Annotated in this window: 24 protein-coding genes; 17 read left to right on the top strand and 7 right to left on the bottom strand. The window is 71.5% G+C overall.

Annotated features, from left to right (window positions below):
* Nucleotides 1-185: 185 nt before the first annotated feature.
* A complete protein-coding gene (locus Q0C38_RS11010) occupies nt 186-545 on the bottom strand; it encodes a hypothetical protein (RefSeq protein ID WP_291297135.1) in 360 nt (119 codons plus the stop codon).
* A 59-nt stretch (nt 546-604) separates the two neighbouring features.
* Nucleotides 605-1,834, bottom strand: a complete 1,230-nt coding sequence (locus Q0C38_RS11005) for an MFS transporter (protein ID WP_291297134.1) — start codon at nt 1,832-1,834, stop codon at nt 605-607.
* Nucleotides 1,835-2,021: 187 nt separating this feature from the next.
* On the opposite strand from Q0C38_RS11005, the gene Q0C38_RS11000 reads away from it, so the two are divergent.
* From Q0C38_RS11000 to Q0C38_RS10985, 4 genes are read left to right on the top strand one after another with little or no spacing between them, the layout of a single operon-like run.
* Nucleotides 2,022-2,360: a hypothetical protein gene (locus tag Q0C38_RS11000; RefSeq protein ID WP_291297133.1), complete on the top strand. Its 339-nt coding sequence runs from the start codon at nt 2,022-2,024 to the stop codon at nt 2,358-2,360.
* A 3-nt stretch (nt 2,361-2,363) separates the two neighbouring features.
* Nucleotides 2,364-3,131, top strand: a complete 768-nt coding sequence (locus Q0C38_RS10995; RefSeq protein ID WP_291297132.1) for an ABC transporter ATP-binding protein — start codon at nt 2,364-2,366, stop codon at nt 3,129-3,131.
* A gap of 32 nt (nt 3,132-3,163) precedes the next feature.
* Nucleotides 3,164-3,421 (top strand): ABC transporter permease, encoded by a 258-nt coding sequence (locus tag Q0C38_RS10990; RefSeq protein WP_291297131.1) that lies wholly within the window; start codon nt 3,164-3,166, stop codon nt 3,419-3,421.
* Nucleotides 3,411-3,899 (top strand): nucleoside deaminase, encoded by a 489-nt coding sequence (locus tag Q0C38_RS10985; protein ID WP_291297130.1) that lies wholly within the window; start codon nt 3,411-3,413, stop codon nt 3,897-3,899. Before Q0C38_RS10990 ends, Q0C38_RS10985 begins: the two co-directional genes overlap by 11 nt.
* Here Q0C38_RS10985 and Q0C38_RS10980 read toward each other — a convergent pair.
* From Q0C38_RS10980 to Q0C38_RS10970, 3 genes are read right to left on the bottom strand one after another with little or no spacing between them, the layout of a single operon-like run.
* Nucleotides 3,893-4,753 (bottom strand): hypothetical protein, encoded by an 861-nt coding sequence (locus tag Q0C38_RS10980; RefSeq protein WP_291297129.1) that lies wholly within the window; start codon nt 4,751-4,753, stop codon nt 3,893-3,895. The two genes, Q0C38_RS10985 and Q0C38_RS10980, sit on opposite strands and share 7 nt — an antisense overlap.
* Nucleotides 4,750-6,903 (bottom strand): hypothetical protein, encoded by a 2,154-nt coding sequence (locus tag Q0C38_RS10975; protein WP_291297128.1) that lies wholly within the window; start codon nt 6,901-6,903, stop codon nt 4,750-4,752. Before Q0C38_RS10975 ends, Q0C38_RS10980 begins: the two co-directional genes overlap by 4 nt.
* Nucleotides 6,904-8,064, bottom strand: coding sequence for a hypothetical protein (locus Q0C38_RS10970; RefSeq protein ID WP_291297127.1), 1,161 nt, complete (start codon nt 8,062-8,064; stop codon nt 6,904-6,906).
* 153 nt (nt 8,065-8,217) lie between these two features.
* Between Q0C38_RS10970 and Q0C38_RS10965 the strand changes: the two genes are divergently transcribed.
* The 12 genes from Q0C38_RS10965 to Q0C38_RS10910 all read left to right on the top strand — a co-directional run bounded on the left by Q0C38_RS10965 (nt 8,218) and on the right by Q0C38_RS10910 (nt 20,287).
* Nucleotides 8,218-8,868 carry a hypothetical protein gene (locus tag Q0C38_RS10965; RefSeq protein WP_291297126.1) on the top strand — a complete coding sequence of 217 codons (651 nt, stop codon included), beginning with the start codon at nt 8,218-8,220 and terminating at the stop codon, nt 8,866-8,868.
* A 131-nt stretch (nt 8,869-8,999) separates the two neighbouring features.
* Nucleotides 9,000-10,466 carry an NAD(P)/FAD-dependent oxidoreductase gene (locus Q0C38_RS10960; protein ID WP_291297125.1) on the top strand — a complete coding sequence of 489 codons (1,467 nt, stop codon included), beginning with the start codon at nt 9,000-9,002 and terminating at the stop codon, nt 10,464-10,466.
* Between the two features lie 11 nt (nt 10,467-10,477).
* On the top strand, nt 10,478-11,179 hold the full coding sequence (locus tag Q0C38_RS10955) for a TVP38/TMEM64 family protein (protein ID WP_291297124.1): 702 nt from the start codon (nt 10,478-10,480) through the stop codon (nt 11,177-11,179).
* Nucleotides 11,180-11,193: 14 nt separating this feature from the next.
* A complete protein-coding gene (locus Q0C38_RS10950) occupies nt 11,194-11,967 on the top strand; it encodes a DUF547 domain-containing protein (protein WP_291297123.1) in 774 nt (257 codons plus the stop codon).
* Between the two features lie 67 nt (nt 11,968-12,034).
* Nucleotides 12,035-13,807: a DUF4157 domain-containing protein gene (locus Q0C38_RS10945; RefSeq protein ID WP_291297122.1), complete on the top strand. Its 1,773-nt coding sequence runs from the start codon at nt 12,035-12,037 to the stop codon at nt 13,805-13,807.
* On the top strand, nt 13,804-14,826 hold the full coding sequence (locus Q0C38_RS10940; RefSeq protein ID WP_291297121.1) for a hypothetical protein: 1,023 nt from the start codon (nt 13,804-13,806) through the stop codon (nt 14,824-14,826). Before Q0C38_RS10945 ends, Q0C38_RS10940 begins: the two co-directional genes overlap by 4 nt.
* A 175-nt stretch (nt 14,827-15,001) precedes the next feature.
* Nucleotides 15,002-15,637, top strand: coding sequence for a DUF3313 domain-containing protein (locus Q0C38_RS10935; RefSeq protein ID WP_291297120.1), 636 nt, complete (start codon nt 15,002-15,004; stop codon nt 15,635-15,637).
* 440 nt (nt 15,638-16,077) lie between these two features.
* Nucleotides 16,078-16,509, top strand: a complete 432-nt coding sequence (gene sdhC, locus Q0C38_RS10930; RefSeq protein ID WP_291297119.1) for a succinate dehydrogenase, cytochrome b556 subunit — start codon at nt 16,078-16,080, stop codon at nt 16,507-16,509.
* 11 nt (nt 16,510-16,520) lie between these two features.
* Complete coding sequence (sdhD, locus tag Q0C38_RS10925) at nt 16,521-16,922, top strand: succinate dehydrogenase, hydrophobic membrane anchor protein (protein ID WP_291297118.1); 402 nt, start codon at nt 16,521-16,523, stop codon at nt 16,920-16,922.
* 50 nt (nt 16,923-16,972) lie between these two features.
* Entirely contained in the window at nt 16,973-18,781 is a 1,809-nt protein-coding gene (gene sdhA / locus Q0C38_RS10920; protein WP_291297117.1) for a succinate dehydrogenase flavoprotein subunit, read from the top strand.
* Between the two features lie 25 nt (nt 18,782-18,806).
* Entirely contained in the window at nt 18,807-19,589 is a 783-nt protein-coding gene (locus tag Q0C38_RS10915; RefSeq protein WP_291297116.1) for a succinate dehydrogenase iron-sulfur subunit, read from the top strand.
* A 119-nt stretch (nt 19,590-19,708) separates the two neighbouring features.
* A complete protein-coding gene (locus Q0C38_RS10910) occupies nt 19,709-20,287 on the top strand; it encodes a fasciclin domain-containing protein (RefSeq protein ID WP_291297115.1) in 579 nt (192 codons plus the stop codon).
* Nucleotides 20,288-20,624: 337 nt separating this feature from the next.
* Here Q0C38_RS10910 and Q0C38_RS10905 read toward each other — a convergent pair whose 3' ends face one another.
* Both Q0C38_RS10905 and Q0C38_RS10900 read right to left on the bottom strand, forming a co-directional pair.
* Nucleotides 20,625-22,106: a tripartite tricarboxylate transporter permease gene (locus Q0C38_RS10905; protein WP_291297114.1), complete on the bottom strand. Its 1,482-nt coding sequence runs from the start codon at nt 22,104-22,106 to the stop codon at nt 20,625-20,627.
* Complete coding sequence (locus Q0C38_RS10900; protein WP_291297113.1) at nt 22,103-22,594, bottom strand: tripartite tricarboxylate transporter TctB family protein; 492 nt, start codon at nt 22,592-22,594, stop codon at nt 22,103-22,105. The genes Q0C38_RS10905 and Q0C38_RS10900 overlap by 4 nt, the downstream gene beginning before the upstream one ends.
* Nucleotides 22,595-22,638: 44 nt before the next feature.
* Between Q0C38_RS10900 and Q0C38_RS10895 the strand changes: the two genes are divergently transcribed.
* Complete coding sequence (locus Q0C38_RS10895) at nt 22,639-23,616, top strand: tripartite tricarboxylate transporter substrate binding protein (protein WP_291297112.1); 978 nt, start codon at nt 22,639-22,641, stop codon at nt 23,614-23,616.
* The last annotated feature ends 16 nt before the right edge of the window (nt 23,617-23,632 follow it).

Raw genomic sequence — 23,632 nt, 5'->3', positions numbered from 1 at the left:
GCAGGGCATACCGCTCACTGGTATGAGCAAACAAGCAGTTTTTACTTTTGGTTAATGATTTCGTGCAACCGGGCCGGGCAATACGGGCATCGGTTCTGCCCTTTCCTGCAATTCTGCAGGCATTTGCGCGCCTGACGCGATGCGCCAGTCTGGGTCGCCTCAGCGGACGCTGACGATCCTGCGGCTCAGCGGACGCTGACGATCCTGAAGGTCAGCGCCTCGCCATCGGTTTCGCGAACCGTGACGTACTCGCCCGGGCGGAACACGTGGCCGTCGAGCTTGAACAGCGGCTCGTCATCCGCCTCCCCAGGCTCGTAGCTGAACGCCCAGCCATGGCGGCCGTGGATCAGCTCTCCGATCCTGTCGCTCTCGTCATGCCAGAAGCGGCGGACGGTGCAGTCTGCCTTGCGTGCCTTCCAGGTCTCGGTGTCGAGGTGTCCATCCGCCGTCAGTGGCAGGTGAAGCTCGTAGCCACGCTCGGTCGAGCCTTCGGGGAAGCCCGGATTGCGGGCCAACAGCATCTGGACGGTATAGAGGCGTGACATCGATGGCCCTCCCTTGGCGGCATACTCCCGCAACGCCCAGGTTTAGCACATGATGTGGATCAAGCCCCCGCGCGCTGCCCCTCAGGCACCGGCATCCGCCTGAGCCTGCCGAGGGCCGAGACGCACACGGCACCGAGCGAGAGCAGGAACAGAACGAGCGCGAGCGCGATGCCCGCCCGCGGCCCCCACGCCTCTGCCAGCATGCCGCCGGCCAGCGCGCCCGCCGGGCGAACGCCATAGATCGCCATCTGCAGCGCCGCCCCGACGCGGCCGAGCAGCGGGCGGGGCGTCACCGCCTGGCGGATGCTCTGCTGGCAGATCAGCCACATCATCGGCCCGGCGCCGATCAGGAACAGCGCGGCGAGGCTGAGCGGCAGGGCCGTGCCGCCAGGCGAGGCGCCGAGCAGCAGCATGGGTGCGAGAACCGAGACGGCAGGTCCGCCGAACAGCACCGGCGCCGGCCCGAACCGACCGAGCATCAAGGGTGCCGCGATCGCCCCGGCAAGCAGGCCCGCACCGTATCCACCCTGGGCGAGGCCAATCGCGGCCGCCCCCATCCCGAGCGTGCCGAGCGCATGGGGAACGAAGGCGGCCAGCAGCGCGAAGAACCCCATGTTCCAGAACACCGCGCAGAGCGCGATGCCCCGCAGCAGCTTCTCGCGCAGCAGGAACCTGCCCCCTTCGACAAGGGCTGCGCGAAGCCGAGGCCCCGGCGCCGCGGGTGCGGGCTTGATCACCGGCATGCGCGCGAGTGCGATGTGCGCCGCGCCGGCGGCCAGCGCCGCCAGGGCGAACGCAAGCTCCGGCCTGCCGAGCGAGGCGGCCAGCCCTGCGATCGGCGGGGCGGCCAGCGTGACGAGGGCGCGCGCGAGCTCGAGCCTCGCATTGGCCGCAGCAAGCCTGTCGCGCGCCACGAGGTCGGGCACGGCAGAGCCTGCCGCGAGAACGAACAGCACCGTGCCGGCCGAGCCTGCGAATGCGCCCGCGGCGAGCAGCACAGCCAGCCGCAGCACAGCGCCGAGGGCGGCGAGCGAGAGGCCGGCCGCGGCGAGCGTTGCTGCCAGCCGAAGCACGCCCGCCCGCCCGAACCGATCGACCGCGAGTCCCGCCGGGAGGGAGCAGACGAGCCAGGCGGAGGCCTGAACCGCGAGCAGGAGCCCCACCAGCGGCGCGTTGCCGCCCAGCGCGAGCATGGCGGCGAGGGGCAGCGCGGCCATGGCAAGCTGGTCACCGGCATGCAGCCCCGCGGCACCGCCGAGCAGGGGGAGGAGGCGAGGGTGCTGTGGCATCGGGCGTCGCTCCGGCGTGGGGTTCGCCATCCATGCCCCTTGCGGTGGGCCGCCGCGCCGCGCCGGTTGCTGCCGAAGCGTCGGGGGGGGGGCGCCCCCGGCGGCGCTACCCTCCGTTACGCGCCGGGCATGCGCCGGGCATGCGCGGGACATGCGCCGGTGACACCCGCCGCTGTAGAGTGGCGCCATGACGGTCCGCTTCGTCCTCGCCGCCGGGTTCACCGCAGCCGCCGCACTGGGCGGCCTCGCGCTGCTGCGCGAGGGGGCCGGTGCTGCCGATGCGCTGCGCAGCGCACGTGGCCGGGTGCAGCAGGACGAGGGCGGCCAGACCGGCCAGGTGCATGTGCTGGACGACGCGGGCAAGCCGGGCGCCGTGCCGCTGCGCATCGGCATCGCCGACGGCAGCGTGACGGAGGGTGTCGCCGGCGCGCTGGCCTCCGGCGCCCGCGTGATCATCGGCGCCGCGCGCGGTGCGCCGGCGCAGCGCCAGCAGGGCGCGGGCCTCGTGCCGCGCTTCGGGTTCTGAGCGATGGACGAACCGAACCCCGCGCCGCTGATCGAGACCGACCGGCTCGCCCGCAGCTACACGCTCGGAGGTGGCGCGGTGCCGGCGCTGCGCGAGGTGAGCGTGGCGGTCGCGCATGGCGCCTTCGTCGCCGTCATGGGGCCGTCGGGCAGCGGCAAGAGCACGTTCCTCAATCTCATCGGCTGCCTCGACCGGCCGAGCGGCGGCACCTACAGGCTCGATGGCGAGGATGTGTCGCGCCTTTCCGCCGATGCGCTGGCGGCCGTGCGCAGTCGCAAGCTCGGCTTCGTGTTCCAGGGCTTCAACCTGCTGCCGCGCGCCGATGCGCGGGCAAACGTGGAACTGCCCATGGTCTATGCGGGCATCGGCCGCCGCGCGCGGCGCGAGCGCGCGGAACTCGCTCTCGCGCGCGTCGGCTTGGGTGCGCGGATGCACCACCGGCCCAACGAGCTTTCGGGCGGGCAGCAGCAGCGCGTGGCGATCGCGCGCGCCATCGTCAACGAACCCGTCCTGCTGCTGGCCGACGAGCCGACGGGGGCGCTCGACACGCGCACCTCGCTCGAGATCATGGCGCTGTTCCAGGCGCTGAACCGAGGCGGGCTTGCCATTCTGCTCGTCACGCATGAGCCGGAGATGGCGCGCTTCGCGCAGCGGCTGTTGCGCTTCCGTGATGGCCGCCTCGTCGATGACCGCGCGCAGGTGCCGGAGGATGCGGCGGCGATGCTTGACGCGCTGCCGCCCGCCGACGGCGAGGCGAGCGAGGCGGCGTGACCGCCGCGGCGTTGCCTGCAAGGCGCAGCGCGATGGGAATCGGTGAGGCTTTTGCCAGCGCGCTGTCGGCGATCGCGGCGAACCCGCTGCGCGCGCATCTCGCCGCCGCCTCGGCCGGCTGGCCGGTGCTGATCGAGCCGGCTGGCGTCGGCCTCGCGGTGGGGTTCTCGGCCCTCGTCGGGGTGTTCTTCTCGTTTGATCCCGCCCGCCGCGCAGCGACCCTCGACCCGATCGCGGCACTCAGGCGAGAGTGGCCGCGACGCTGGCAGGGAGGCCGTGATGGAGCGTGATGGCGCGGATGGCGATCCGGCGATGATGCGCGAGGCGATCGCGCTCTCGATCGCCTCGGTGGCGGAGGGGGGCGGGCCGTTCGGCTGCGTCGTGGTGCGCAACGGCGTGATCGTCGGCCGTGGTGCCAACCGCGTGACGCGCGACAACGACCCGACGGCGCATGCCGAGGTGGTGGCGATCCGCGATGCCTGCGCGCGGCTTGGCTCGCACCAGCTCGAGGGCTGCGACATCTACGCCAGCTGCGAGCCGTGCCCGATGTGCCTCGCCGCCAGCTACTGGGCCCGCCCCGCGAGGGTCTTCTATGCCTCGACGGCGGCCGATGCGGCGGCGGTGGGCTTCGACGATGCCTTCATCGACGCGGAGCTTGGCCGCAGGCCGGCAGCGCTGCGCGCGATCCCGCTGCGCCAGATGCTGCGCGAGGAGGCGCTCGCCGCCTACGCGGCGTGGACCGCGAAGCTCGACCGCACGCATTACTGACGCGCCGCGAGCCCCGCTTCCGCCTCGACCACCGCCACGAGGTCGATCGGCCAGAGCGCGCTCTCAAATGCGCCGAGCATGGCGCGCGCTACCGCGACGGGGCCGGGTGCGGCCAGCGCAAGCGTGCCGAGGCGGCGCGGAATGCGCGCCTCGTCGGTCATGAGCGCGACCGCCAGCGCGGGGTCGACCAGCGCGGGGGCGAGGGCGGCGAGCACCGTGCCGATCCCCGTCGGTGACAGGGCCGGACCGCGCAGCGCGCCGATCATCACCACGGCTGCCTGGTCCTCGATCAACGGGTCGGCCACCGGCTCGCCTGGGAACGGGATCGGCAGGCCGGTCAATGCGGCCGCCTGCATCGCTGCTCCGCGGCGGACATCGGCGTCGGAAAGTGCCGCGCGCGCGTCGCGGCCCGCCATCAGCGTGATGGTGGGCCGGTAGGTATCGGCCAGCCGCCAGGCGATCTCGTCCTCCGACGCATCGTTGCGCGCCAGATCGGCGAGTTCATCGATCGTCAGCCCGCGCCGCGCCGCGTGCCTGAGCCACCAGCGCGCGCCGATGCCGCGGGCGGCGAGCGCTGGCGCCAACAGCACCTCCCAGTGGTCGAGGGAGAGTGCGTGAAGCGCTGCCTCCGCGATCGCCTCAGGCGTCGGGGCCGCATGCAGCACATGGCGCGAGGGGCCGGCGAGCAGCACTACCTCGCTGCCCTGCCGTGTCACCACGAGCGAGGGCGGCGGCAGGCCCAGCCCTTCGGTCATCGCCTCTGCCGCGCTGCCGACGATGGCGCGGATGATGGCGGCCCAGGAGTCGTGGGCGTCCTCGGGCAGCAGAATGGTCAGCGCGGCGCCGCTGGTCATCGCCTGCCTCGTCGTTCCGTGACCGTCAGGATCGGCAGGTCGGGCTGGCCGTCCGGCAGCGTGTCGGTGAGTGCCGTGCGCACGCGGCGCCGGATCGTGTCGGTGGCCACGACCAGCACGGCTGATGGGCTGGCCCCGATCGCGCCTGTGACAGCCTGGTGGATCAGCGTCGCGAGGGCGCGCGGCATCCGCGAGCGGCCGAGTTTCTCGACGGCGGCCTGGAGGCGTGCCGGGAGCGTGACGGCAACACGGCCAGGCTCGTTGCCCCACAGCAACGGCGAGACCGCCGGCAGGGTGCGAATGCGCGCGGCGATCTCCTCCGGCGCCTCGCCCGCGGCAAGCCGCGCGCGGAGCCGATCGGCGACCATCGCCTCGCCGATTGGCGTGCGCTCGCGCATCAGCGCGCGCAGCGCGACGAGGGCAGCGGGCAGCAGGTGGTGGGGCAGGTCGGGCAGCGCGGCGTCTGCGTCGTCGAGCCCGGTGAGGCGATGCATCGCGCGCAGCACCGCCGTCTCGAGCGCGCCGAGGACGGCGAAGCCGGCGGGCAGGAGAAGGAGCGTCTCTGGCACAGGCCCCGGCCCGACCCAGGCGCAAGCAACGCCGTTGATCGTGGGGGCTGGCGCTGCCAGCGGCGTGCAGCCTGCCGCCGCGACAACCTCGGGCGGGCTCAGGGCAAGGCGTGCATCGTCCGGCACGATGAGTCTGTGCACGGCGCGGCCGCGCAGCAGGATTGTGACCTGCCCGGGCACGGGCTGGGTTGCCACTCTCCGCAGCGGAACGACAGGAAGCTCGAAGCGGTAGGTCTCGCGCAACCTGACATAGAGCCCGAGCACGGAGGGCGTGTTTCCGGAATCGCTGGCCTGGCCGATCAGGTGCTGCGCCATCGCTCTCTCCGCCAGCAGCGGATCGGCGGCCTCGATCGCGATCGCATCCGGCGTGGGGGGGAGGGCGACGCGCCCCTCGTCGCGCCCTGGGTCGGTGGCGCGGGTGAGCGCCGCGACGGCGCTCGCCTCCGCCCGCGCGGTGTATGGCCTGGCGAGGAGGGCGACGGGGGCGAAACGCGCTGGCTTGCCGCTGCGGACCCAGGCGCGCAGGCGGTCGGCCATCGCGATGTCCTCCGCCTCGCCTGTCCAGCGCAGCCGGCGGGCGGCGGCGAGCGGCCTCGCCGTCACCAGCGCCGTGTCGGCCGCCATGCGCAGCGCGAGGCGCCGCCAGTCGCCGACATTGGCGCGGTCCTCTGCCCGCACGCCATCCTGGGCTGCGTCCATCAGCGCGATGGAGCGTGCGAAGCGGCGTGCGGCGAGATCGGCAAGCCGCGCCCGGGCGGTATCGTCCGTCATGAGATCGGCGTCGGTGTGGGCGAGCTTGCCGGCGCGGAAGGCGAACACCCAGGCCCAGTTGCCGGCCTCGCGGTCACTCGCCGGCGGCGTCGGGGGGCCATCGTCGCGGCGATCCGCCAGCATCGGGGGGCCATCGTCGCGGCGATCCGCCAGCAATGGTGAGATGAAGTCCAGCTCTGCCCGCGCCATTGCCGCGCTCTCGCCCGATTGCGCGGCGATCTCGCCCGCCGCGTCGCCGATGCGCAGGCGCGCGGCCTGGTCGGCGGCGATCGGCCAGGCGGCGGCCAGCGCGTCGAGCGCCGCATCGGTGCGGCCGAGCGAGCGCAGCAGCTCCGCCTGCTCGAAGCGGAGGTGCAGCAGCAGCGGCTGGCGGGCAACAGCGTCCGCCGCAATCTCCTCGGCCGTGCCGAACCCGGTCCAGCGCTGCCCGGCGAGGCCAGCGCGCACGGCGTGGCGGGCGAGCATCATGAGCGCGAGTGCCTTGGCGAGCCGCTTCTGGCGGGTCTCGTCGCTGGTGTCGTCCTCGACATCGGGGATGGTTCTGGCGGCGCGCCAGAACGCTTCGGCCGCGCCCACAGGGTCGCCGGCGAAGGCAAGCGCATGGCCGGCCAGCGCCTCGCCGATGCCCGGCGTACCGGAGAGGCCGGCGGCGTGGCGGATGCCCCGCGGCAGGGTGCTGCCCTGCGGCACTGCGATGAAGGCGGCGATCGCGCGCCGCTCCTCCTCGCGCGCCGCGTCGCGCCTCGCGGTGCCCGGGCGGGGCAGAAGCGACGTCCGCACCCGGAAGGCGATGGCCCTGGCCCAGCGCATCTAGCCCGCGCCCCCTGCGCTGGGCAGCCCGGGCATACGATCCTGCTCCGGCCCGCGGCCTGGCTGCGCCGGTGCCGCCCCGCCCTGGCGCGTGCGCTCCGCCGGCGGCGCCTCTGCGATGCCGCCGAGCGGGGCGAAGTACGACGAGACCGAGCGCGCGCGCCGCACCGTCTCGGCCGCGCGGTCATCCAGCACCCCAGGCCACGCGCGGGAGGCGACGGCGGCCTCGACCTGCCGCCAGCTGTCGGTCATCGCCATCGGCCCGCGATCGTGGTGCCAGACGGCGTGCAGCACGGCGAGCTCATGCGTGAGCAGCCGCGAGAAGGCGTGCAGGCTGTCGGCTGCCTCGGCCACCGCCGCCGGCTCGGTCGCGAGCCAAGTGCGATAGCGTGCGCGGGCTGTGTCGAGCCGCTCCTGCAGCTCGGCGTCGTTCCAGTCGGCGGCGGCGAGCCGGTCGCCGATGGTGAACCACGTCTTGGTCTCGAACTGGGCGGAGCCGAGATCTGGCGGCTTGGCTGCCTCGCCGTGACCGGTCGCGGGCACGAGCTTGCGCTCGATCGCAAGCCTGATCGGCGTCAGCGACCGGCCCATCTGCGTGCCGAGGCTGCCGATGAAGCGGTTGTACAGCCTGCGCAGCGCCTCGCCGGCGGCGTGGTGCGGCAGGAGATAGGTGTTGCTGCCGCGGAACTGGAACCGCTCGAACGCATGCAGCAGCCTGACGAAGGAGACGAAGCTCTCGCCCTCGGTGTCGCCTGCGATTGCGCGCATCCGCTCCTGCATCGCCTTCGGATCGTCCCAGACCACCAGGAGATGGGCATCGACCAGCCTGAGATGGTTGTTGAGGTGCCCCGCCAGCGTGCCGGTGGCGTTGGCGAGTGCCCAGTAGTGGTCCCAGGCGAGGCCGACCACCTTGTCGGAGGTTTTCGCCACGAAGTCGCGCCGCTTGGCGTTCGCGGCCTTCACCTCGTCGAACACCCACTTGCCGAGGAAACCCGCCGCGGGCAGCGCAAGGAAGATCAGCGCCGCCGCGGCATAGGGCCCGAAAAGGTCGGCGAGCCAGCGGAACACGAGCTCCGGCGGGCTTGCCTCGCGCGGTGCCTGGGCGTGCGCATCATGGGCCGGCAGCGCCGCCAGCACGATCAGCACGCCCAGACCTGCCACGCCACGGCGCATCCTGCGCCCTCCCCTGCCCATTCCTGCATGGCAACGATGCCAGCCCTGCCGTGGCCTGGGCAACCGCCATGGCACGGTAATCCTGTCTTCACCCATCTCGGGCAGGGTCCGCGTGCCGGCAACACCTGAGGATCGAGGCGGATGAACGTGGAGGCGGAACAGGGCATGGACCAGACCCTCGAGGGAACGCTGCGCACGGCCGTCCGCGCCGAGCTCGAGCCGCTGTTTTCCGATCTTCGCCGCTTCGTCGACCGCCGGATCGCCGAGCTGTCGGCCGAGGTCGACGCGCATGTTCAGTTGACCGACATGACCGAGGAGAAGCTCTCGCGCGAGCTTCAGCGCGTGCACGACACGGTCGCGGGCCTGGTCGCCGTGCCGGCGGCGCAGACGCGCAACAGCGGCATCGAGCTCGAGGCGGTGGTCGAGGCGACCGAGATCGCGGCCAACACGATCATGGAGGCGGCTGAGGAGATCCAGATCTCGGTCGAGGCCTGGATCAAGGCCGGCACCATCGATGCCAAGGCCGGGCCGGTGCTTGCGGCCAGGGTGAACTCGATCTTCGAGGCGTGCAGCTTCCAGGACGTCACCGGACAGCGCATCCGCCGCGCCATCCAGCATCTCCAGCAGGTCGAGTCTGTGCTCGAGCAGTTCCTGCCGGAGCCCGAGGGCGGCGCCGGGCCGAAGCTCGAGGTGAAGGCGCTGATGAGCACGCTGCCCGAGGTCGGTGCCGCCCCGGAGAAGGTTGGCAACGATCTTGCCCAAGCGGCGATCGACGCGCTCTTGAACGACTGATCGGCGTGTGACGGCGCGGCGCATGCGCGCCGTGATGTCAGATCGTCTGGTAACCTCCGCCGCCCTGGCTGCGAACCCTGTGCTGACACAGCGCGCGCACAGCCCGGGCCAGGCCCCGGCGGAGAACCATCGTGACCGACCCGACACCCAGCCCCACCTCCCCCGGCCGGCGCCCCTGGCGGAAGGATGGCGTGCTGAATGCCGATCTCTGCATCATCGGCGCTGGCTCCGGTGGGCTTTCGGTCGCGGCGGGGGCGGCGCAGATGGGCGCTGCTGTGGTGCTGGTCGAGAAGCACCTGATGGGCGGGGATTGCCTGAACACCGGGTGCGTTCCCTCCAAGGCGCTGATCGCCGCGGCGCATGCGGCGGCGGCGGTGCGCGGCGGTGGCCGGTTCGGCGTGAACGGCCCTCAGCCGGACATCGATTTCAGCCAGGTGCACGCGCATGTGCATGGCGTGATCGCCGCCATTGCCCCGCATGACAGCGTCGCGCGGTTCGAGGGACTTGGCGTCACCGTCATCCAGGCCGCTGCGCGCTTCACCGGCCCCGGCGAGGTCGAGGCGGGGGGCGAGCGCATCCGCGCCCGCCGCTTCGTTGTTGCCACCGGCTCCGCCGCCGCCGTGCCGCCGATCCCGGGCCTGGCCGACACGCCCTTCCTGACGAACGAGACCGTGTTCGGGCTGACCGAGCGGCCCGGCCATCTCATCGTGATCGGCGGCGGGCCGATCGGCATCGAGATGGCGCAGGCCTTCCGCAGGCTGGGCGCTGCGGTGACGCTGATCGATGTCGGAACGATCCTGGTGCGTGACGAGCCGGAGGCGGTCGCCGTCGTGCGCGCGCGGCTCGTGGAGGAGGGCGTCACCCTCATCGAGCAGGCGAAGATCGCCGGCATCGCGCGCAGCGCCGATGGCGTGGCGGTGACACTCGGCGATGCCGTCATCGCGGGTACCCACCTGCTGGTCGCGGCAGGGCGGAAGGCGAACGTGGCGGGCCTCGGCCTCGAGGAGGCGGGCATCGCCCATACGCCGCGCGGCATCACCGTCGATGCGGGGTTGCGTACCAGCAACCGCGCCGTCTTCGCGATCGGCGATGTCGCGGGCGGGCCGCAATTCACCCACATCGCCGGCTACCACGCGGGGCTCGTCATCCGCAGCGCGCTGTTCGGCCTGCCGGTGAAGACCGACTACGCCGCCCTGCCCTGGGTCACCTACACCGACCCTGAGCTCGCCCATGCCGGGCTGACCGAGGCCGAGGCGCGCAAGGCGGGCCACGACGTCTCGGTGCTGGTCGAGCAGCTTTCGGGCAACGATCGCGCGCAGGCCGAGCGTGAGACGGACGGGCTGATCAAGGTGGTGCTCGGCAAGCGCGGGCGCATCCTGGGTGCCACGATCGTCGCACCGCGGGCCGGCGAGATGCTCGGCCTCTGGGGGCTGGCGATCCAGCGGAAGCTTGCGATCGGCGCCGTCGCGTCGTCGCTCGCGCCGTACCCGACGATGGCCGAGATCTCCAAGCGCGCCGCCGGCCGCTTCTACACGCCGACACTGTTCGGCGCGCGCACGCGCCGCATCGTCGGCCTGCTCCAGCGCTTCCTGCCGTAAGGAAAACGACCATGCGCATTCTGCGGGACCGGCGGCTCTGGATCGTCCTCGGCATCATCGCGGTGATCGCGGGGCTGCGTGCGAGCGGCTTGGCGGATCATCTCTCGCTCGACACGCTCGCGCGGCACCGCGAGACGCTGACGGGCTTCGTCGCGGCGAACTGGACGCTGGCCGCGCTCGCCTTCGTCGGCGTCTACGTCGCGGCCGTCGCCTTCTCCGTTCCGGGTGCGGTGTTCCTCACCCTCTCCGGGGGGTTCCTGTTCGGGCCCGTCGCTGGCACGGCGCTGACGGTGGTCGGCGCGACGATCGGCGCGACGGCGGTGTTCCTGCTCGCGCGAACCATCTTCGGCGAGGATGCGCTGGCCAGGCTCGGGCCGAGGGCGGAGGCGCTGGCGGCGGCGATCCGCCGCAACGCGGGGTCCTACCTGCTCGTGCTCAGGCTCGTGCCGATCTTTCCCTTCTTCCTGGTGAACCTCGTTCCCGCCTTCGTCGGCGTGAAGCTCGTCACCTACGTGGTGACGACGTTCATCGGCATCCTGCCGGGGACGGCGGTGTTCACCCTCGCCGGTGCGGGGCTTGGCGATGTGCTCGCACTCGGCGGTGCGTTCGATGTGCGCGCGGTGCTCACCCCGCGCGTGATCGGCGCACTCGTCGGCCTGGCGGCATTGTCGCTGGCCGCGATCCCGCTCAAGGCCCGGTTCGCACGTTCATGAGGAGAAAGCATATGATGTCGCGTCGCGCTGTGCTGCTTGCCGCCCCCGCCCTGATGCTGGCTGGACCCGCACGGGCGGCTGAGGTGTTCGCGGCACTTCTCGCCCGGCATGTCGTTGTCGGCGTGGATGGCATCAACCGCGTGCGCTATGCCGCGTGGGCCGCGCTGGCGGAGGACCGCGCGGCACTCGCGCGCTGGATCGAGGGCGAGGCGGCGCGCACGCCCTCGCGCATGGCACGCGACGAGGCCTTCGCCTTCTGGGCCAATCTCTACAACGCGCTGACGCTGAAGGAGGTGCTCGATCATTTCCCCGTCGGCTCGATCAAGGACATCAAGTCGCGCGGCGTGCCGTTCGACCCGAAGGGCTGGTTCGGGCCGTGGCGTACCAGGCTCGTCACGGTGGAGGGGCGGAGGCTTTCGCTCGACGACATCGAGCACGTGATCATGCGCCCGACCTTCCGCGATCCGCGCGTTCACTATGCGGTCAACTGCGCGGCGAATGGCTGCCCCAATCTCCGCCCCGTGCCGTGGGAGGCAGCGACGCTCGACCGTGAGCTCGAGACGGCCGCCAGCGCCTTCGTGAACCATCCGCGCGGCGTCACGGTGCGGGCGGACGGGGGCTTGCGCGTCTCCTCCATCTACACGTGGTTCGCCGAGGATTTCGGCGGGGCCCAGGGGACCGTCGCGCATATCCGCCGCTACGCGGGCCCTGCGCTTGCCGCACGTCTCGGGCCGGCAGCGCGTATCGCCGAGGATGCGTATGACTGGTCGCTGAACGCGGTTGTGTAGAGGCCGCCGCCGTTGCGTGCTATGGTCGGTGCCTGAGCGTCATGATTGCGCTCGCGAGGAGTGAGGAATGCGGCAGGCAGCTTCACCGGCCGTCACCGGGCATGCCCCGCCGGCGCGGCCAGCTTCGCTCGTCGTCGCACCGGCCAACGACGCGGCGGAGCGCGAGGCCGAAGCCGTGGCCGAGACCGTTCTCGCCCGCGCAGCCGCGCCGCCCCCCGTGATGGCCGCGCCGCCGGCCGTGCAGCGGGCCTGCGCCGACTGCGAGGTGGAGGAGGAGAAGCTCCACCGCGCCGCCGCGGCCGGGGCTGCAACCCCCGCACTCGCCCCGCCGGCCGTTCACGCGGGACTTGCCAGCCCCTCGCATGGCCTCGATGGCGCGTCGCGCGCAGCTGTCGGACCAGGGCTCTCGGCTGCGGCGGCCTCCGCGCGCATCCATCGCGGCGCGGGGGCTGACCGCGCCGCGCGGTCGGTCGGCGCGCGGGCCTTCACGGTCGGGCGCGACATCGTCTTCGCCGATGGCCACTATGCGCCCGAGACGCCATCGGGCCGCGCGCTGCTGGCGCATGAGCTCGTCCACGTCGCGCAGCAGGCGAAGGGCGGGGCGATGCTCCAGCGCGCCTGCACGCATGATGGCACGCCGACCAACTGCCACAACTGGACCATTCCGCTTCCGCCATGGATCGCCGGCACGATCGCGCATGGCCAGATCGCCTCGAGCCTCGGCATTCCGCCCAAGGGCATCCCGCGTGCGACCAAGCTGTTCATGGGCGCTCCCTCGTTCCCGCATCTTCCCCGTGGCTATGCGGATCTCTGGCGCAACAATTCGGCGAGCGTGTCGATCGGCGAGATCAAGTCGACCGCCACGGGCTCGACCGTCGCTGCCAGGGAAGCCGCCCACTACGTGCTGCGGCATGACGAGTCGATGGCGCGCGGCCCGGTGGACCCCGATGACGTCGCCTACCATACCGACGTCGGCCTGATGACGAAGGCTGGGCTGCCGCTCAATCTCTCCTCCTTCACCAGCACCGGCATCGCGCTCGGACCCTTTGCCGGTGACCCGCTGAAGCAGCTCTGGATCGAGGGCGATGCGCTTGGCGCCGTCGTCTACTGGTGCACGGGCATCGGCACGCTGAACCCGGCCTGGCTCGTGTTGCTGAAGAAGGCGTTGAAGGACTTGAAGAAGCAGCTCGATGCGCTGCGCGAGACGATGAACGAGCTGATCGATGGCGTCATCGCCGGCGGCCGCGCGGTCGCGCGCTGGATCAGCGGCGTGATCGGCGACATCGTGGAATGGGGCGAGGAGAACAGCCGCGTCCTTGCCCTGCTCGCGCTGCTCGTCATCCTCGTGGTCGCAATCGTCGCGCTCATCGCATCGATCCTGGCCGAGGCTCCCTCCGCCGGGACCTCGACGGTCGGTGTCGTCGCCTCGGTGGTGGCCCTGGGCGCATCCGCCGCCGGCATCCTCGCCCTGCTTGGCTTCTCGACGCCCGGCCTTCCCGCCGCGGCGGATACGGTGGCGCGCGCGACCTTCCCCGAGGCGGCCGACAGGGATGCGACCGGCTCTGCCTACGACCTGCCTGGCGATGCGATGCCGCGCTCCGTCACCGCTGCCGTCGGCAGCATCCCGGACGCACCGGGTGACCAGCTGCTCGCCGCGCTGTCGCCGTTGACCGACATCGATGCGATCAAGAATGCCGTGACCAGTCTGGCGACGGAGGGGTTCAGCGAAACCCGCGGCCGGCGCGCGCTGACCAGCGGCATCGCCGCGCTGCGCAGCGCCGGTGACGAGGCGGGTGCTGCCGGCATCGAGGCGAGGATGCAGTCCCTCGGCATCGCATGAACGCGGGTGATGCGACGACGGTGCTCGCGCTGCTCCGCGAGGCGAGGCTCGCTGCCGTCATGGCGGGCGATGGCGGCACGACGCTGGTGCTCGACGGTGTGAGGCTGGCCGAGGCGGTGGGTGCTGCGCGCGGCCTCGCCGTCACGCTCGGCGGCGAAGCCGTGTTCGTTCCCTGGGGCGGCGGCGCGGCGCGTTCGTTGGTGGAGGCCGCGGCCGACCACGTGCTGACGCTGCTCGGCGCCGTCGCTGGGGTCGCATCCTTTGCGGCCATGCCGCGTGCCGGGGCAACACCGATGGCGGGCGGGACGGTCGCTCTCGCCGGCGGGCTTGCCGGGCTTTCCGCAATCGGGGGCGGGCCGGTCACGGTCGATGCGCTCGCCCAGGCCGCGTCCGATGCTGCCGGTGCCGCGCTGGTGGGAACGCGCACCGCCGATCTCCGCGCGCGGATCGAGGGGGTGCTCGCCCGCGATATCCACCCGCTGCTGCGGGCCGCTGGCTTCCGCACGACGAAGGCGCTCGCGCTCAGGATGGAGGGCGTGCGGGCGGACATGGTGACGCACGAGGTGTCGCGCTTCGCCACCCCGGTCGAGGCAGCGTTCGACCTTGCCGTCGGCATCGCCTTCGGTCCCTTCTCCTCGGCGCGGCCCTCCTATCGCACGCTGATCACCGAGGGGATGCCCGCGGTCGTCCGCCCCATCGCCTCGCTCTGGGGCAAGGAGGGGCAGGCCTACGCGCTTCGCCCCGACACCGATGACGCAGCCCTCGGCGCACGGATCGCAGCCGACCTCGCGCACCACGCGCTGCCCTGGTTCGCGGCGCGGGCGAGCCCGGAGGCGATGATCACCGCCCTGGCGGCGGAGGATGACGCGCGCGGCACGGCGGCGAATGCGCAGATCATCGGCATGCTGCACGCCAAGGCGGGGCGGATGGCGGAGGCGCGGGCCGCCTTCGCCCGCGCCCCCGGGCCCCGTGCGGCGGTCGCTGCCCTCGCGGCCCGGTTCGGCGTCATCCTCGACTGATCGTCGCTTCGCCGAAACGGATGGAGCGCGGGCGGGATCCGTGCGCTGATGCACCTGCCCCGGCGCATGCGGGGCAGGCCAGGGCAGGGGGAACAACCGGATGCGGGGACGGATCATCGGCGCGGCATGTCTGTTGCTCGGGGCATGCGCCACCACGGCGCCGTCGACAAGCACCATGCCGCCGAGCGGCTTCCTCGGCGCCGAGACCTACGCGCTGCTCCGCCCCGGGGCTGGCGGCGAGACGGCGCAATTCTTCTATGTGAACCCCGACGCGCATCTCCGCCGCTATGACCGTATCATCCTCGAGCCCATGCAGTTCTGGCGCCCGCCAGGCATGCAGCAGACGTTGACGGCGGAACAGCGCCAGGTCGCTGCCGATCTGTTCCACGCCACGCTGCGTGAGGAACTGGCGAAGGATTTCCAGATCGTCAGCCAGCCCGGCCCGACGACGATGGTGGTCGCGACCGCCATCACCCAGTTGAGCGAGGGCGGGCCGCCTGTGCTCAGCACCGTCTCGAACTTCGTGCCGATCACCCGCCTCGCCCGGCGCGGCGCCGCCGTGCTGACCGGCAGCGACCCGTTGGTCGGGCATGTCTCGGGCGAGATCAGGATCACGGATTCGGTGACGGGCGAAGTGATCGGCGCTGCCGTCGACAGCCGTGACGCGCGTGCCGGAATCGCGGTGCATACCTCGCGCTGGGACGATGTGCAGGCGATCGCCCGCTACTGGGCGCAACTGGCGCGCTATCGCCTCTGCCGCGGCCAGGAGAGGGCGGGCTGCGTGCCGCCGCCCGCGGGCATCCGCGGCTGAGGGCGCCTACCGGAGCAGGAGCCAGAGCGAGACGAACGCGAGCGCGGTCATCGCTGCCTTGTGCAAAAGCGATACGAGGCGTTCGGCGTGCGCGAGCCTGTCATGCGCGTGGCGCTGCTCCATCTTTCCCTCTTCGCATACGGTCCGTTTGTGTTCTGCATTTGTTCCTAGCATGAGGCCACGATTCCCAGAAATCACATCGTCGGGGAGGGCGTCCGGGATTGCCGTTCGTTGACGCTGCACCGCAGCAGGCGTAACACTCATGCGCCGTTGAGGGGGCGCGGAGGCCGTTGGCCGACGCGTCTTTTTTCGTCACCGGTCATGGTCGTGATGCGTGTTGCCCCGTCTGCCCCGCGCACTTCAACCAGCGCACTTTCCCCGGCGCGTCCGCGTGCCGAGGCGCGCAGGGGCAGGCTGGCCCGCCGTGAGGGGAGCGCCTGATGGACGCCCGCGAAGCCCTGATGATGGGCACCACCACTGACGGCAAGCTCGTCCGCCGTCCGCTCAGCCCGCATCTGCAGGTCTACAGGCCGCAGATCAGCTCCGTCCTCTCCATCTTCCACCGGATCAGCGGGGTGGCGCTGGCCGTGGGCACCGGGCTGCTCGTCTCCTGGCTCGTCGCCGCCGCCGCAGGGCCCGTCGCCTTCGCCGAGGCGCAGGGCTTCATGGGCTCGTTCCTCGGGCGGCTGATACTGTTCGGCTGGACCTTCGCGCTGTTCTACCATCTGCTGAACGGCATCAGGCACCTGGCCTGGGACGCGGGCTACGGTTACGACCTTCCCACCATGGCGCGGACGGGATGGATGACGGTTGGCGGCACCGTCGGGCTCACGCTGTTTGCGTGGGTCCTCGGCTACGCGCTGCTGGGTTGATGGGGGCGCACATGGAACGTGCCGAGAAACTGTCCCGCAGGACGCTGCAGAGTGGCCTCGGGCGCGTCCGCGGCCTCGGCTCCGCCAAGGAAGGCGTGAATCACTGGTGGGTGCAGCGGGTCACGGCGATCGCGCTGGTGCCGTTGACGCTGTGGTTCGTCGCGTCCGTCGTGATGATGGCGGGTGCCGACCACGCCACCGTCTCGGCCTGGATCGCCCGGCCGCTGAACACGGTCTTCCTGCTTTCCCTTCTGGTAGCAACGTTCTGGCATGCATCCCTGGGCTTGCAGGTCGTGATCGAGGACTACATCCATCAGGAGCGGCTGAAGTTCGCGGTACTGCTCGGCGTGAAGGCGCTCCTGGTGCTGATGGCGCTCTCGGGCCTGCTTGCGGTGCTTCGCGTCGCTCTCTGAATGCGTGGGCGCTCTGAGGCGCGGGTCGAAAGAACAGGACGGATTGACGCATGAACGCGATCAGCATGCCCTCGCGGGGCGCCTACCGGGTGGTCGACCATACCTATGACGTCGTGGTCGTCGGTGCCGGCGGGGCCGGGCTTCGCGCCACGCTCGGCCTCGGTGCGGCGGGGCTCAAGACCGCCTGCATCACCAAGGTGTTCCCGACGCGCAGCCACACCGTCGCCGCGCAGGGCGGCATCGGGGCCGCGCTCGGCAACATGGGCGAGGATGATTGGCGCTGGCACATGTACGACACCGTGAAGGGGTCTGACTGGCTGGGTGACCAGGACGCGATCGAGTACATGTGCCGCGAGGCGATCCCGGCGGTGTACGAGCTCGAGCATTTCGGCGTGCCGTTCAGCCGCACCGAGGATGGCCGCATCTACCAGCGCCCCTTCGGCGGGCACATGAAGGACTTCGGCAAGGCGCCGGCGATGCGCGCCTGTGCCGCTGCCGACCGGACGGGCCATGCCATCCTCCACACCCTCTACCAGCAGAGCCTGAAGCACGAGGCGGAGTTCTTCGTCGAATACTTCGCCCTCGACCTCATCATGGACGAGGATGGCGCCTGCCGCGGCGTCGTTGCCTGGAACCTCGAGGACGGCACGATCCACCGCTTCCGCGCGGCGATGACGGTGCTGGCCACCGGCGGCTATGGCCGTGCCTATTTCTCCTGCACCTCCGCCCATACCTGCACCGGCGACGGCAACGCCATGGTGCTGCGCGCCGGCCTGCCGCTGCAGGACATGGAGTTCGTGCAGTTCCACCCCACCGGCATCTACGGCGCCGGCTGCCTCATCACCGAGGGCGCGCGCGGCGAGGGCGGGTACCTCACCAACAGCGCCGGCGAGCGGTTCATGGAGCGCTATGCGCCGACCGCGAAGGACCTGGCGAGCCGCGACGTCGTCTCGCGGTCGATGACGATCGAGATCCGCGAGGGGCGTGGCTGCGGCCCGAACAAGGACCACATCCTGCTGCATCTCGAGCATCTCGGCGCCGAGTTGCTGGCCGAGCGCCTGCCCGGCATCAGCGAGACGGCGCGGATCTTCTCCGGCGTCGACGTGACGCGCGAGCCGATCCCCATCCTGCCGACGGTGCACTACAACATGGGCGGGGTGCCCACGAACTACCGCACCGAGGTGATCACCTCCGGGCCTGACGGTGACCGTGTGGTGCCTGGCCTGATGGCGGTGGGCGAGGCCGCCTGCGTGTCGGTGCATGGCGCGAACCGGCTCGGCACCAACTCGCTGCTCGACCTCGTGGTGTTCGGCCGTGCCGCCGCGCACCGTGCCGCGGAGATCGTGAAGCCCGGCCAGAGCCAGCCGCCGCTGCCGCCGAAGGCAGGCGAGGCCGCACTCGCGCGGATGGACCGCATCCGCCACGCCAAGGGCGGGACGAACACCGGCGAGATCCGGCTCGGCATGCAGAAGACGATGCAGAACCACGCCGCGGTGTTCCGCACCTCCGCGAGCCTCGCGGAGGGCGCGGAGAAGATGCGCGGCCACTGGCAGCACATGGACGACCTCCGCGTCACCGATCGCAGCCTGATCTGGAACACCGACCTGGTCGAGGCGATGGAACTCGACAACCTCATGGGCAACGCCATGACCACGGTCGTCTCGGCCGAGGCGCGGCAGGAGAGCCGCGGCGCGCATGCGCACGAGGACTTCCCCGACCGCGATGACACCAACTGGATGAAGCACAGCCTGGCCTGGTGCGATGCGTCCGGCGCCGTTCGCCTCGGCTACCGCGGCGTGACGCTGACGACGCTGACCAACGAGGTGCAGTCGTTCCCGCCAAAGGCACGCGTGTACTGAGCGGGACGGACGGAGAACACGAACGATGGCGACTTTCACGCTGCCGGCCAACAGCCGCATCGGCCAGGGCAAGACTTTCGAGGCGCCCGCCGGGGCAACGCGCGTCAAGGAGTTCAAGATCTACCGCTGGAACCCCGATGACGGGGAGAACCCGCGGACAGACACCTACAGGATCGACCTCGACCAATGCGGGCCGATGGTCCTCGACGCGCTGAACAAGATCAAGAACGACATCGATACGACATTGACGTTCCGCCGGTCGTGCCGCGAGGGCATCTGCGGCTCCTGCTCGATGAACATCGACGGCACCAACACGCTCGCCTGCCTCAAGCCGATCGACGAGGTGCAAGGGGCGGTCAAGATCGCACCGCTGCCGCATATGCCGGTGGTCAAGGACCTGGTGCCCGACCTCTCGCAGCCCTATGCCCAGCTGCGCTCGATCGAGCCCTGGCTCAAGTCCGACACGCCTGCCCCACCTGATGCCGAGCGGCTGCAGAGCGTCGAGGAGCGCGCGCAGATCGACGGGCTATGGGAATGCATCCTCTGCTTCTGCTGCTCGACCGCCTGCCCCTCCTACTGGTGGAACGGCGACCGCTTCCTTGGCCCGGCCGTGCTCCTCCAGGCCTATCGCTGGATCGCCGACAGCCGGGACGAGGCAACTGGCGAAAGGCTTGATGCACTCGAGGATCCATTCAAGCTTTATCGTTGCCATACGATCATGAATTGTACAAAGACATGCCCGAAGGGCCTGAATCCGGCGCAGGCCATCGGCGAGATCAAGAAGCTGATGGTCGAGAGAAGGGGCTGAACAGCCCCGTTTCTGCAACCAGCCGACGCTGCAACCGACCAAGCCCCTTCGCGTTGACGACAAGGAGGCGTCGCATCAAGCGGCGTCCGGACGAGGAACTCGGGAGAGAGGTGTCAGTCATGAATCATGTGACGGTTTCGCGCAGGCTTGCCGTTCTCGGCGGCGGCGCACTCGTGCTTGCGGCCTGTGGCAGCAGTTCGACCACCCAGACGGCCGCGGTCACGCAGCAGCGCGACCTGATGACCGTCATCGCATCGAACTCCGACCTCGAGCGTTTCACCGACGGCCTGCGCCGCACCGGGGCCGACCAGTTGCTGCGCGGCCAGGGCACCTACACGGTGTTCGCGCCGACCAACAGTGGCTGGGGATCGATCCCCGCACAGATCCGCAACGACGTGCTGCCGCCGAACGCCCCGGCCGATCCGATCCGCGGCCGCGCGCTGATGGTCGCGCACATCGTCGAGGGGCGCCACACGGTTGCCAGCCTTGCCGGGCGGCGCACGACGCTGATGACGGTGAACGGCAACCGCGTCATCATTGATGCCACCAATACCTCGCGTGTCACGGTGGAGTCCGACGGCGGTGGCGGGTTCAACGCCGGCGGCGGCTCGATCTGGGGCGCCTCGACGGTGACGACCGCCGACATGCCGGCGACCAACGGCATCGTCCACATCGTCGACAAGGCCGTGCTGCCCTGATCCTGGCCTGATCCTGGCCTAATCCTGGCCTGCGGCCCGGGCCGGCAGCGCGTCTGCGCTGCCGGCCCGCGCTCCTGGAGCAATATCTGCTGACGGGGCGGCCTTGGCCGTGAAGGCGTCGCCGGTTTCCTTGCAGGGCGAAGCCAGTGCCCGAAGCCGTCCATTCTCACCAGCATCGAACGGCATCGGCCCCCTCATCTCACAGTGTCTGGTCGCAGTCTCTGGTCACAGTCTCTGGGCCAGCGTGCCCGCGACCGCGGTCTCGGCAACCACCGCCCAGGCGTCTGAGCGAGGGGTGCGCGGCACGCCTGGGCGAGGCGAGGCAGCGGGGCGATCGTCAGCGCCGCGCCAGGCTGCGGCGCGCCGCCGACAGCGTCGTCACCCCCGCTGCCGCGCCCAGCAACAAAGCGCTGGCAGGCTCGACCACGAACACCCACCAGTCGCCACGGGCGAGAACGAGGGCGCGGCGCAGCGCCTCCTCGAACGGCGCTGCCAGAACGAACCCGATCAGCAGCGGCGTCGGCTCGAGGCCCGCGCGCAGCAGCGCCCAGCCGAGCAGCGAGAAGCCGAGCAGCAGCCAGAGATCGAACACGCTGCCCGAACTCGCCCACAGCCCGGCGCAGCTGAGCACCATCACCACCGCCGCCAGCAGCCGCATCGGCAGCCGCAGCAGGGCCGCCCAGAGGCCGATGAACGGCAGGTTCAGCGCAACCAGCATCGCGTTGCCGATCAGCATCGAGACGATGATCGCGCCCACCAGGTCCGGCCGCTCCGCCACCACCGCGGGGCCGGGCGCGACGCCCTGGAGGAACATCGCGCCCGCCAGCACCGCCATGACCGCATTCGCCGGCAGGCCGAGCGCGAGGAGCGGCGCGAACGAGCTCTGCGCCGCGGCGTTGTTGGCCGCCTCCGGCGCGGCGACGCCCGCCATCTCGCCCTGCCCCCATCGCCCGCCGCGCCGGAACACGCCGCGCTCGGCCGCCTGCGCGGCGAGGGCGGCGAGCAGGGTGGACGCGCCCGGCAGGAGCCCGATCGCCGCGCCGATCACGCTTCCCCGGAATGCGGGCCCCGCCGAGGACGCGATGTCGGCCCGCCCCGGCCAGGGCGAGCCGACCGGGGCTGCCTGCCGGCCGGCCTCGCCCCCGCCGAGCGCGCGGATCAGTTCGGCCACGCCGAACAGGCCCATGGCGAGCGGAATGAAGCCGATGCCGTCGGCGAGCTCCGGGATGCCGAAGGTGAAGCGCGGCCGTCCGCCCGCGACATCGGTGCCGACGATGCCGAGCAGCGCGCCGATCGCCGCCAGCGCCGAGCCGGCGAGCAGCGGCACCGGCGCGAGGGCGACGGCCGCGGCGACGCCGAGCAGCATCAGCCCCGCCGTCTCGGCCGGGCCGAACGCGACGGCGAAGCGCGCCAGCGGCGCGAGCAGCAGCGCCAGCACAACGGCCGCGATCACCCCGCCCATCAGCGAGGCCAGCGCCGCGATGCCGAGCGCGGGGCCGGCGCGACCCTGCCGTGCCAGCATGTGCCCTTCCTGCGCGGTGACCACGCCAGAGGCCTCGCCCGGGACGCGAAGCAGGATCGCCGTGGTCGAGGAGCCGTACTGCGCGCCGTAGTAGATGCCGGCCAGCATGATCAGCGCGCCGGCCGGTTGCAGGCCGAAGGTGACCGGCAGCAGCAGCGCGATGGTCGCCACCGGTCCGAGCCCCGGCAGCACGCCCACCAGCGTGCCGAGCGCGACACCGACGAGGCAGAGCAACAGGTTCCCCGGCGCGAGCGCGAGGCCGAGCCCCGCGCCGAGCATCCCCAGCGCATCGGTCATCGTGGGCCGATCAGCGGCGTCGGCAGGCCGAGGCCCGCGAGGAACAAGCCAGCCGCGAGGCCGGCCAGGACGCCGCCGCCGGCCAGCACGGCGGCAGGCCGAAGCCCGGGTGCCGCGGCCAATGCCAGGCTGCCGGTCGCCCAGGCGGCCGGGAGGAAGCCGGCCCAGGGCAGCAGCAGGGCGAAGGCCGCCACCGCGCCCGAGAGGGCAAGCCCCACCCGCAGCTCGCTGCCCCCCTGAGGCCGGTCCGGAGTCTGGTCAGGGCGCCGGATGCTGGCGGCCAGCAGCGCATGCAGCACCCCAAGCCCCATCAGGGCGCCAGCCAGAAGCGCAGGCAAGAAGCCAGGGCCCGGCCGCCCTCCCGCCAGGCGGAAGGGCTGGCCCTGCGCGATCGCCAGCGCGGCGATCCCGAGGGCCGCGAGCAGCAGGCCCGGCGCGGCGCGGCCAAGTGAAAATTTGCGATTGCGAGGCGATTGCAACTGGCTCATGCCATGCGCATATCAGCGCCCGAAGCATTCCGGGAGTCCCCTTCATGCCGTCACGTCGTCATTTCCTGCTCGCCACCCTCGCCACGCCCGCGCTCAGCCTCCGTCACGCCCGGGCGCAGGCCTGGCCGAGCCAGCCGATCCGCCTCGTCGTCGCCTCCGCCGCTGGCGGCAATGCCGATGTCGTCGCGCGTCTGGTGGCCAACGAGCTCGAGCCCAGGCTCGGGCAGCGCATCCTGGTCGAGAACATCCCCGCCGCCTCAGGCATGCGCGCGACCGAGGCGGTGAGCCGCGCCGCGCCGGACGGGCACACCTGGCTGGTCGGCACCTCATCGCAGCTCGTGCACAACATCGCGCTGTTCGATCCGCTCCCGGTCGACATCACGCGCGAGCTCAGCGGTGCCGCGATGATCAACGAGGCACCGGGCGTTCTGGTGGTGAAGGCCGACAACCCGGCGCGGGACCTTGCCGACTTCATCGCCCGCGCCAAGGCCGCACCCGGCGAGTTCGTGATGGGCAGCGGCCCGGCGGGAACGACGACGCACATCATCGGGCTGCACTTCGCCCAGCGTGCGGGCGTGCGCCTCGAGCACCTGCCCTATCCCGCCGGCAGCCAGGCGATGCGCGACATCCTGGGCGGCCGGGTGACGTGCATGTTCGACATCGCGGTCACCGCAATCCCGCAGATCCGTGGCGGTGCGGTGCGTGGCCTGGGCGTGTCCTCGCCGGTGCGGCTTGCGGCGGCCCCCGAGCTGCCGACGCTGATCGAGGGTGGCCTCGGTGATTTCGTTGCCGGAACGTGGAACTCGATCGCGCTTCCCTCCGCCACGCCGGCTGCGGTCGTCGCCCGCATCAATGCGGTGGTGAACGAGGTGGTGCAGGCAGAACCGATGCGGGCGCGGCTTGGCGAGCTCGGCAGCTTCGTGCCGGCGGCAATGTCGCCCGCCGGGGTGGATGCCTACTACGCGCGCGAGCGGGAGCTGTGGATTCCTGTCGTCCGCGCCACCGGCGCGCGGCAGGGGTGACGCTGGCCACGCGTTC

It is taken from the genome of Elioraea sp., from assembly GCF_022842375.1.
Lineage (GTDB): Bacteria > Pseudomonadota > Alphaproteobacteria > Acetobacterales > Acetobacteraceae > Elioraea_A.
This window is presented reverse-complemented; position numbering and strand designations above follow the sequence as displayed.

What these genes read in the sequence shown, in the direction of transcription:
- Q0C38_RS11010 (WP_291297135.1), bottom strand. Translation starts at nt 545, where the DNA reads ATGTCACGCCTCTATACCGTCCAGATGCTGTTGGCCCGCAATCCGGGC.
- Q0C38_RS11005 (WP_291297134.1), bottom strand. Translation starts at nt 1,834, where the DNA reads ATGCCACAGCACCCTCGCCTCCTCCCCCTGCTCGGCGGTGCCGCGGGG.
- Q0C38_RS11000 (WP_291297133.1), top strand. Translation starts at nt 2,022, where the DNA reads ATGACGGTCCGCTTCGTCCTCGCCGCCGGGTTCACCGCAGCCGCCGCA.
- Q0C38_RS10995 (WP_291297132.1), top strand. Translation starts at nt 2,364, where the DNA reads ATGGACGAACCGAACCCCGCGCCGCTGATCGAGACCGACCGGCTCGCC.
- Q0C38_RS10990 (WP_291297131.1), top strand. Translation starts at nt 3,164, where the DNA reads ATGGGAATCGGTGAGGCTTTTGCCAGCGCGCTGTCGGCGATCGCGGCG.
- Q0C38_RS10985 (WP_291297130.1), top strand. Translation starts at nt 3,411, where the DNA reads ATGGAGCGTGATGGCGCGGATGGCGATCCGGCGATGATGCGCGAGGCG.
- Q0C38_RS10980 (WP_291297129.1), bottom strand. Translation starts at nt 4,753, where the DNA reads ATGACCAGCGGCGCCGCGCTGACCATTCTGCTGCCCGAGGACGCCCAC.
- Q0C38_RS10975 (WP_291297128.1), bottom strand. Translation starts at nt 6,903, where the DNA reads ATGCGCTGGGCCAGGGCCATCGCCTTCCGGGTGCGGACGTCGCTTCTG.
- Q0C38_RS10965 (WP_291297126.1), top strand. Translation starts at nt 8,218, where the DNA reads ATGAACGTGGAGGCGGAACAGGGCATGGACCAGACCCTCGAGGGAACG.
- Q0C38_RS10955 (WP_291297124.1), top strand. Translation starts at nt 10,478, where the DNA reads ATGCGCATTCTGCGGGACCGGCGGCTCTGGATCGTCCTCGGCATCATC.
- Q0C38_RS10950 (WP_291297123.1), top strand. Translation starts at nt 11,194, where the DNA reads ATGTCGCGTCGCGCTGTGCTGCTTGCCGCCCCCGCCCTGATGCTGGCT.
- Q0C38_RS10945 (WP_291297122.1), top strand. Translation starts at nt 12,035, where the DNA reads ATGCGGCAGGCAGCTTCACCGGCCGTCACCGGGCATGCCCCGCCGGCG.
- Q0C38_RS10940 (WP_291297121.1), top strand. Translation starts at nt 13,804, where the DNA reads ATGAACGCGGGTGATGCGACGACGGTGCTCGCGCTGCTCCGCGAGGCG.
- Q0C38_RS10935 (WP_291297120.1), top strand. Translation starts at nt 15,002, where the DNA reads ATGCCGCCGAGCGGCTTCCTCGGCGCCGAGACCTACGCGCTGCTCCGC.
- sdhC (WP_291297119.1), top strand. Translation starts at nt 16,078, where the DNA reads ATGGACGCCCGCGAAGCCCTGATGATGGGCACCACCACTGACGGCAAG.
- sdhD (WP_291297118.1), top strand. Translation starts at nt 16,521, where the DNA reads ATGGAACGTGCCGAGAAACTGTCCCGCAGGACGCTGCAGAGTGGCCTC.
- sdhA (WP_291297117.1), top strand. Translation starts at nt 16,973, where the DNA reads ATGAACGCGATCAGCATGCCCTCGCGGGGCGCCTACCGGGTGGTCGAC.
- Q0C38_RS10915 (WP_291297116.1), top strand. Translation starts at nt 18,807, where the DNA reads ATGGCGACTTTCACGCTGCCGGCCAACAGCCGCATCGGCCAGGGCAAG.
- Q0C38_RS10910 (WP_291297115.1), top strand. Translation starts at nt 19,709, where the DNA reads ATGAATCATGTGACGGTTTCGCGCAGGCTTGCCGTTCTCGGCGGCGGC.
- Q0C38_RS10905 (WP_291297114.1), bottom strand. Translation starts at nt 22,106, where the DNA reads ATGACCGATGCGCTGGGGATGCTCGGCGCGGGGCTCGGCCTCGCGCTC.
- Q0C38_RS10900 (WP_291297113.1), bottom strand. Translation starts at nt 22,594, where the DNA reads ATGAGCCAGTTGCAATCGCCTCGCAATCGCAAATTTTCACTTGGCCGC.
- Q0C38_RS10895 (WP_291297112.1), top strand. Translation starts at nt 22,639, where the DNA reads ATGCCGTCACGTCGTCATTTCCTGCTCGCCACCCTCGCCACGCCCGCG.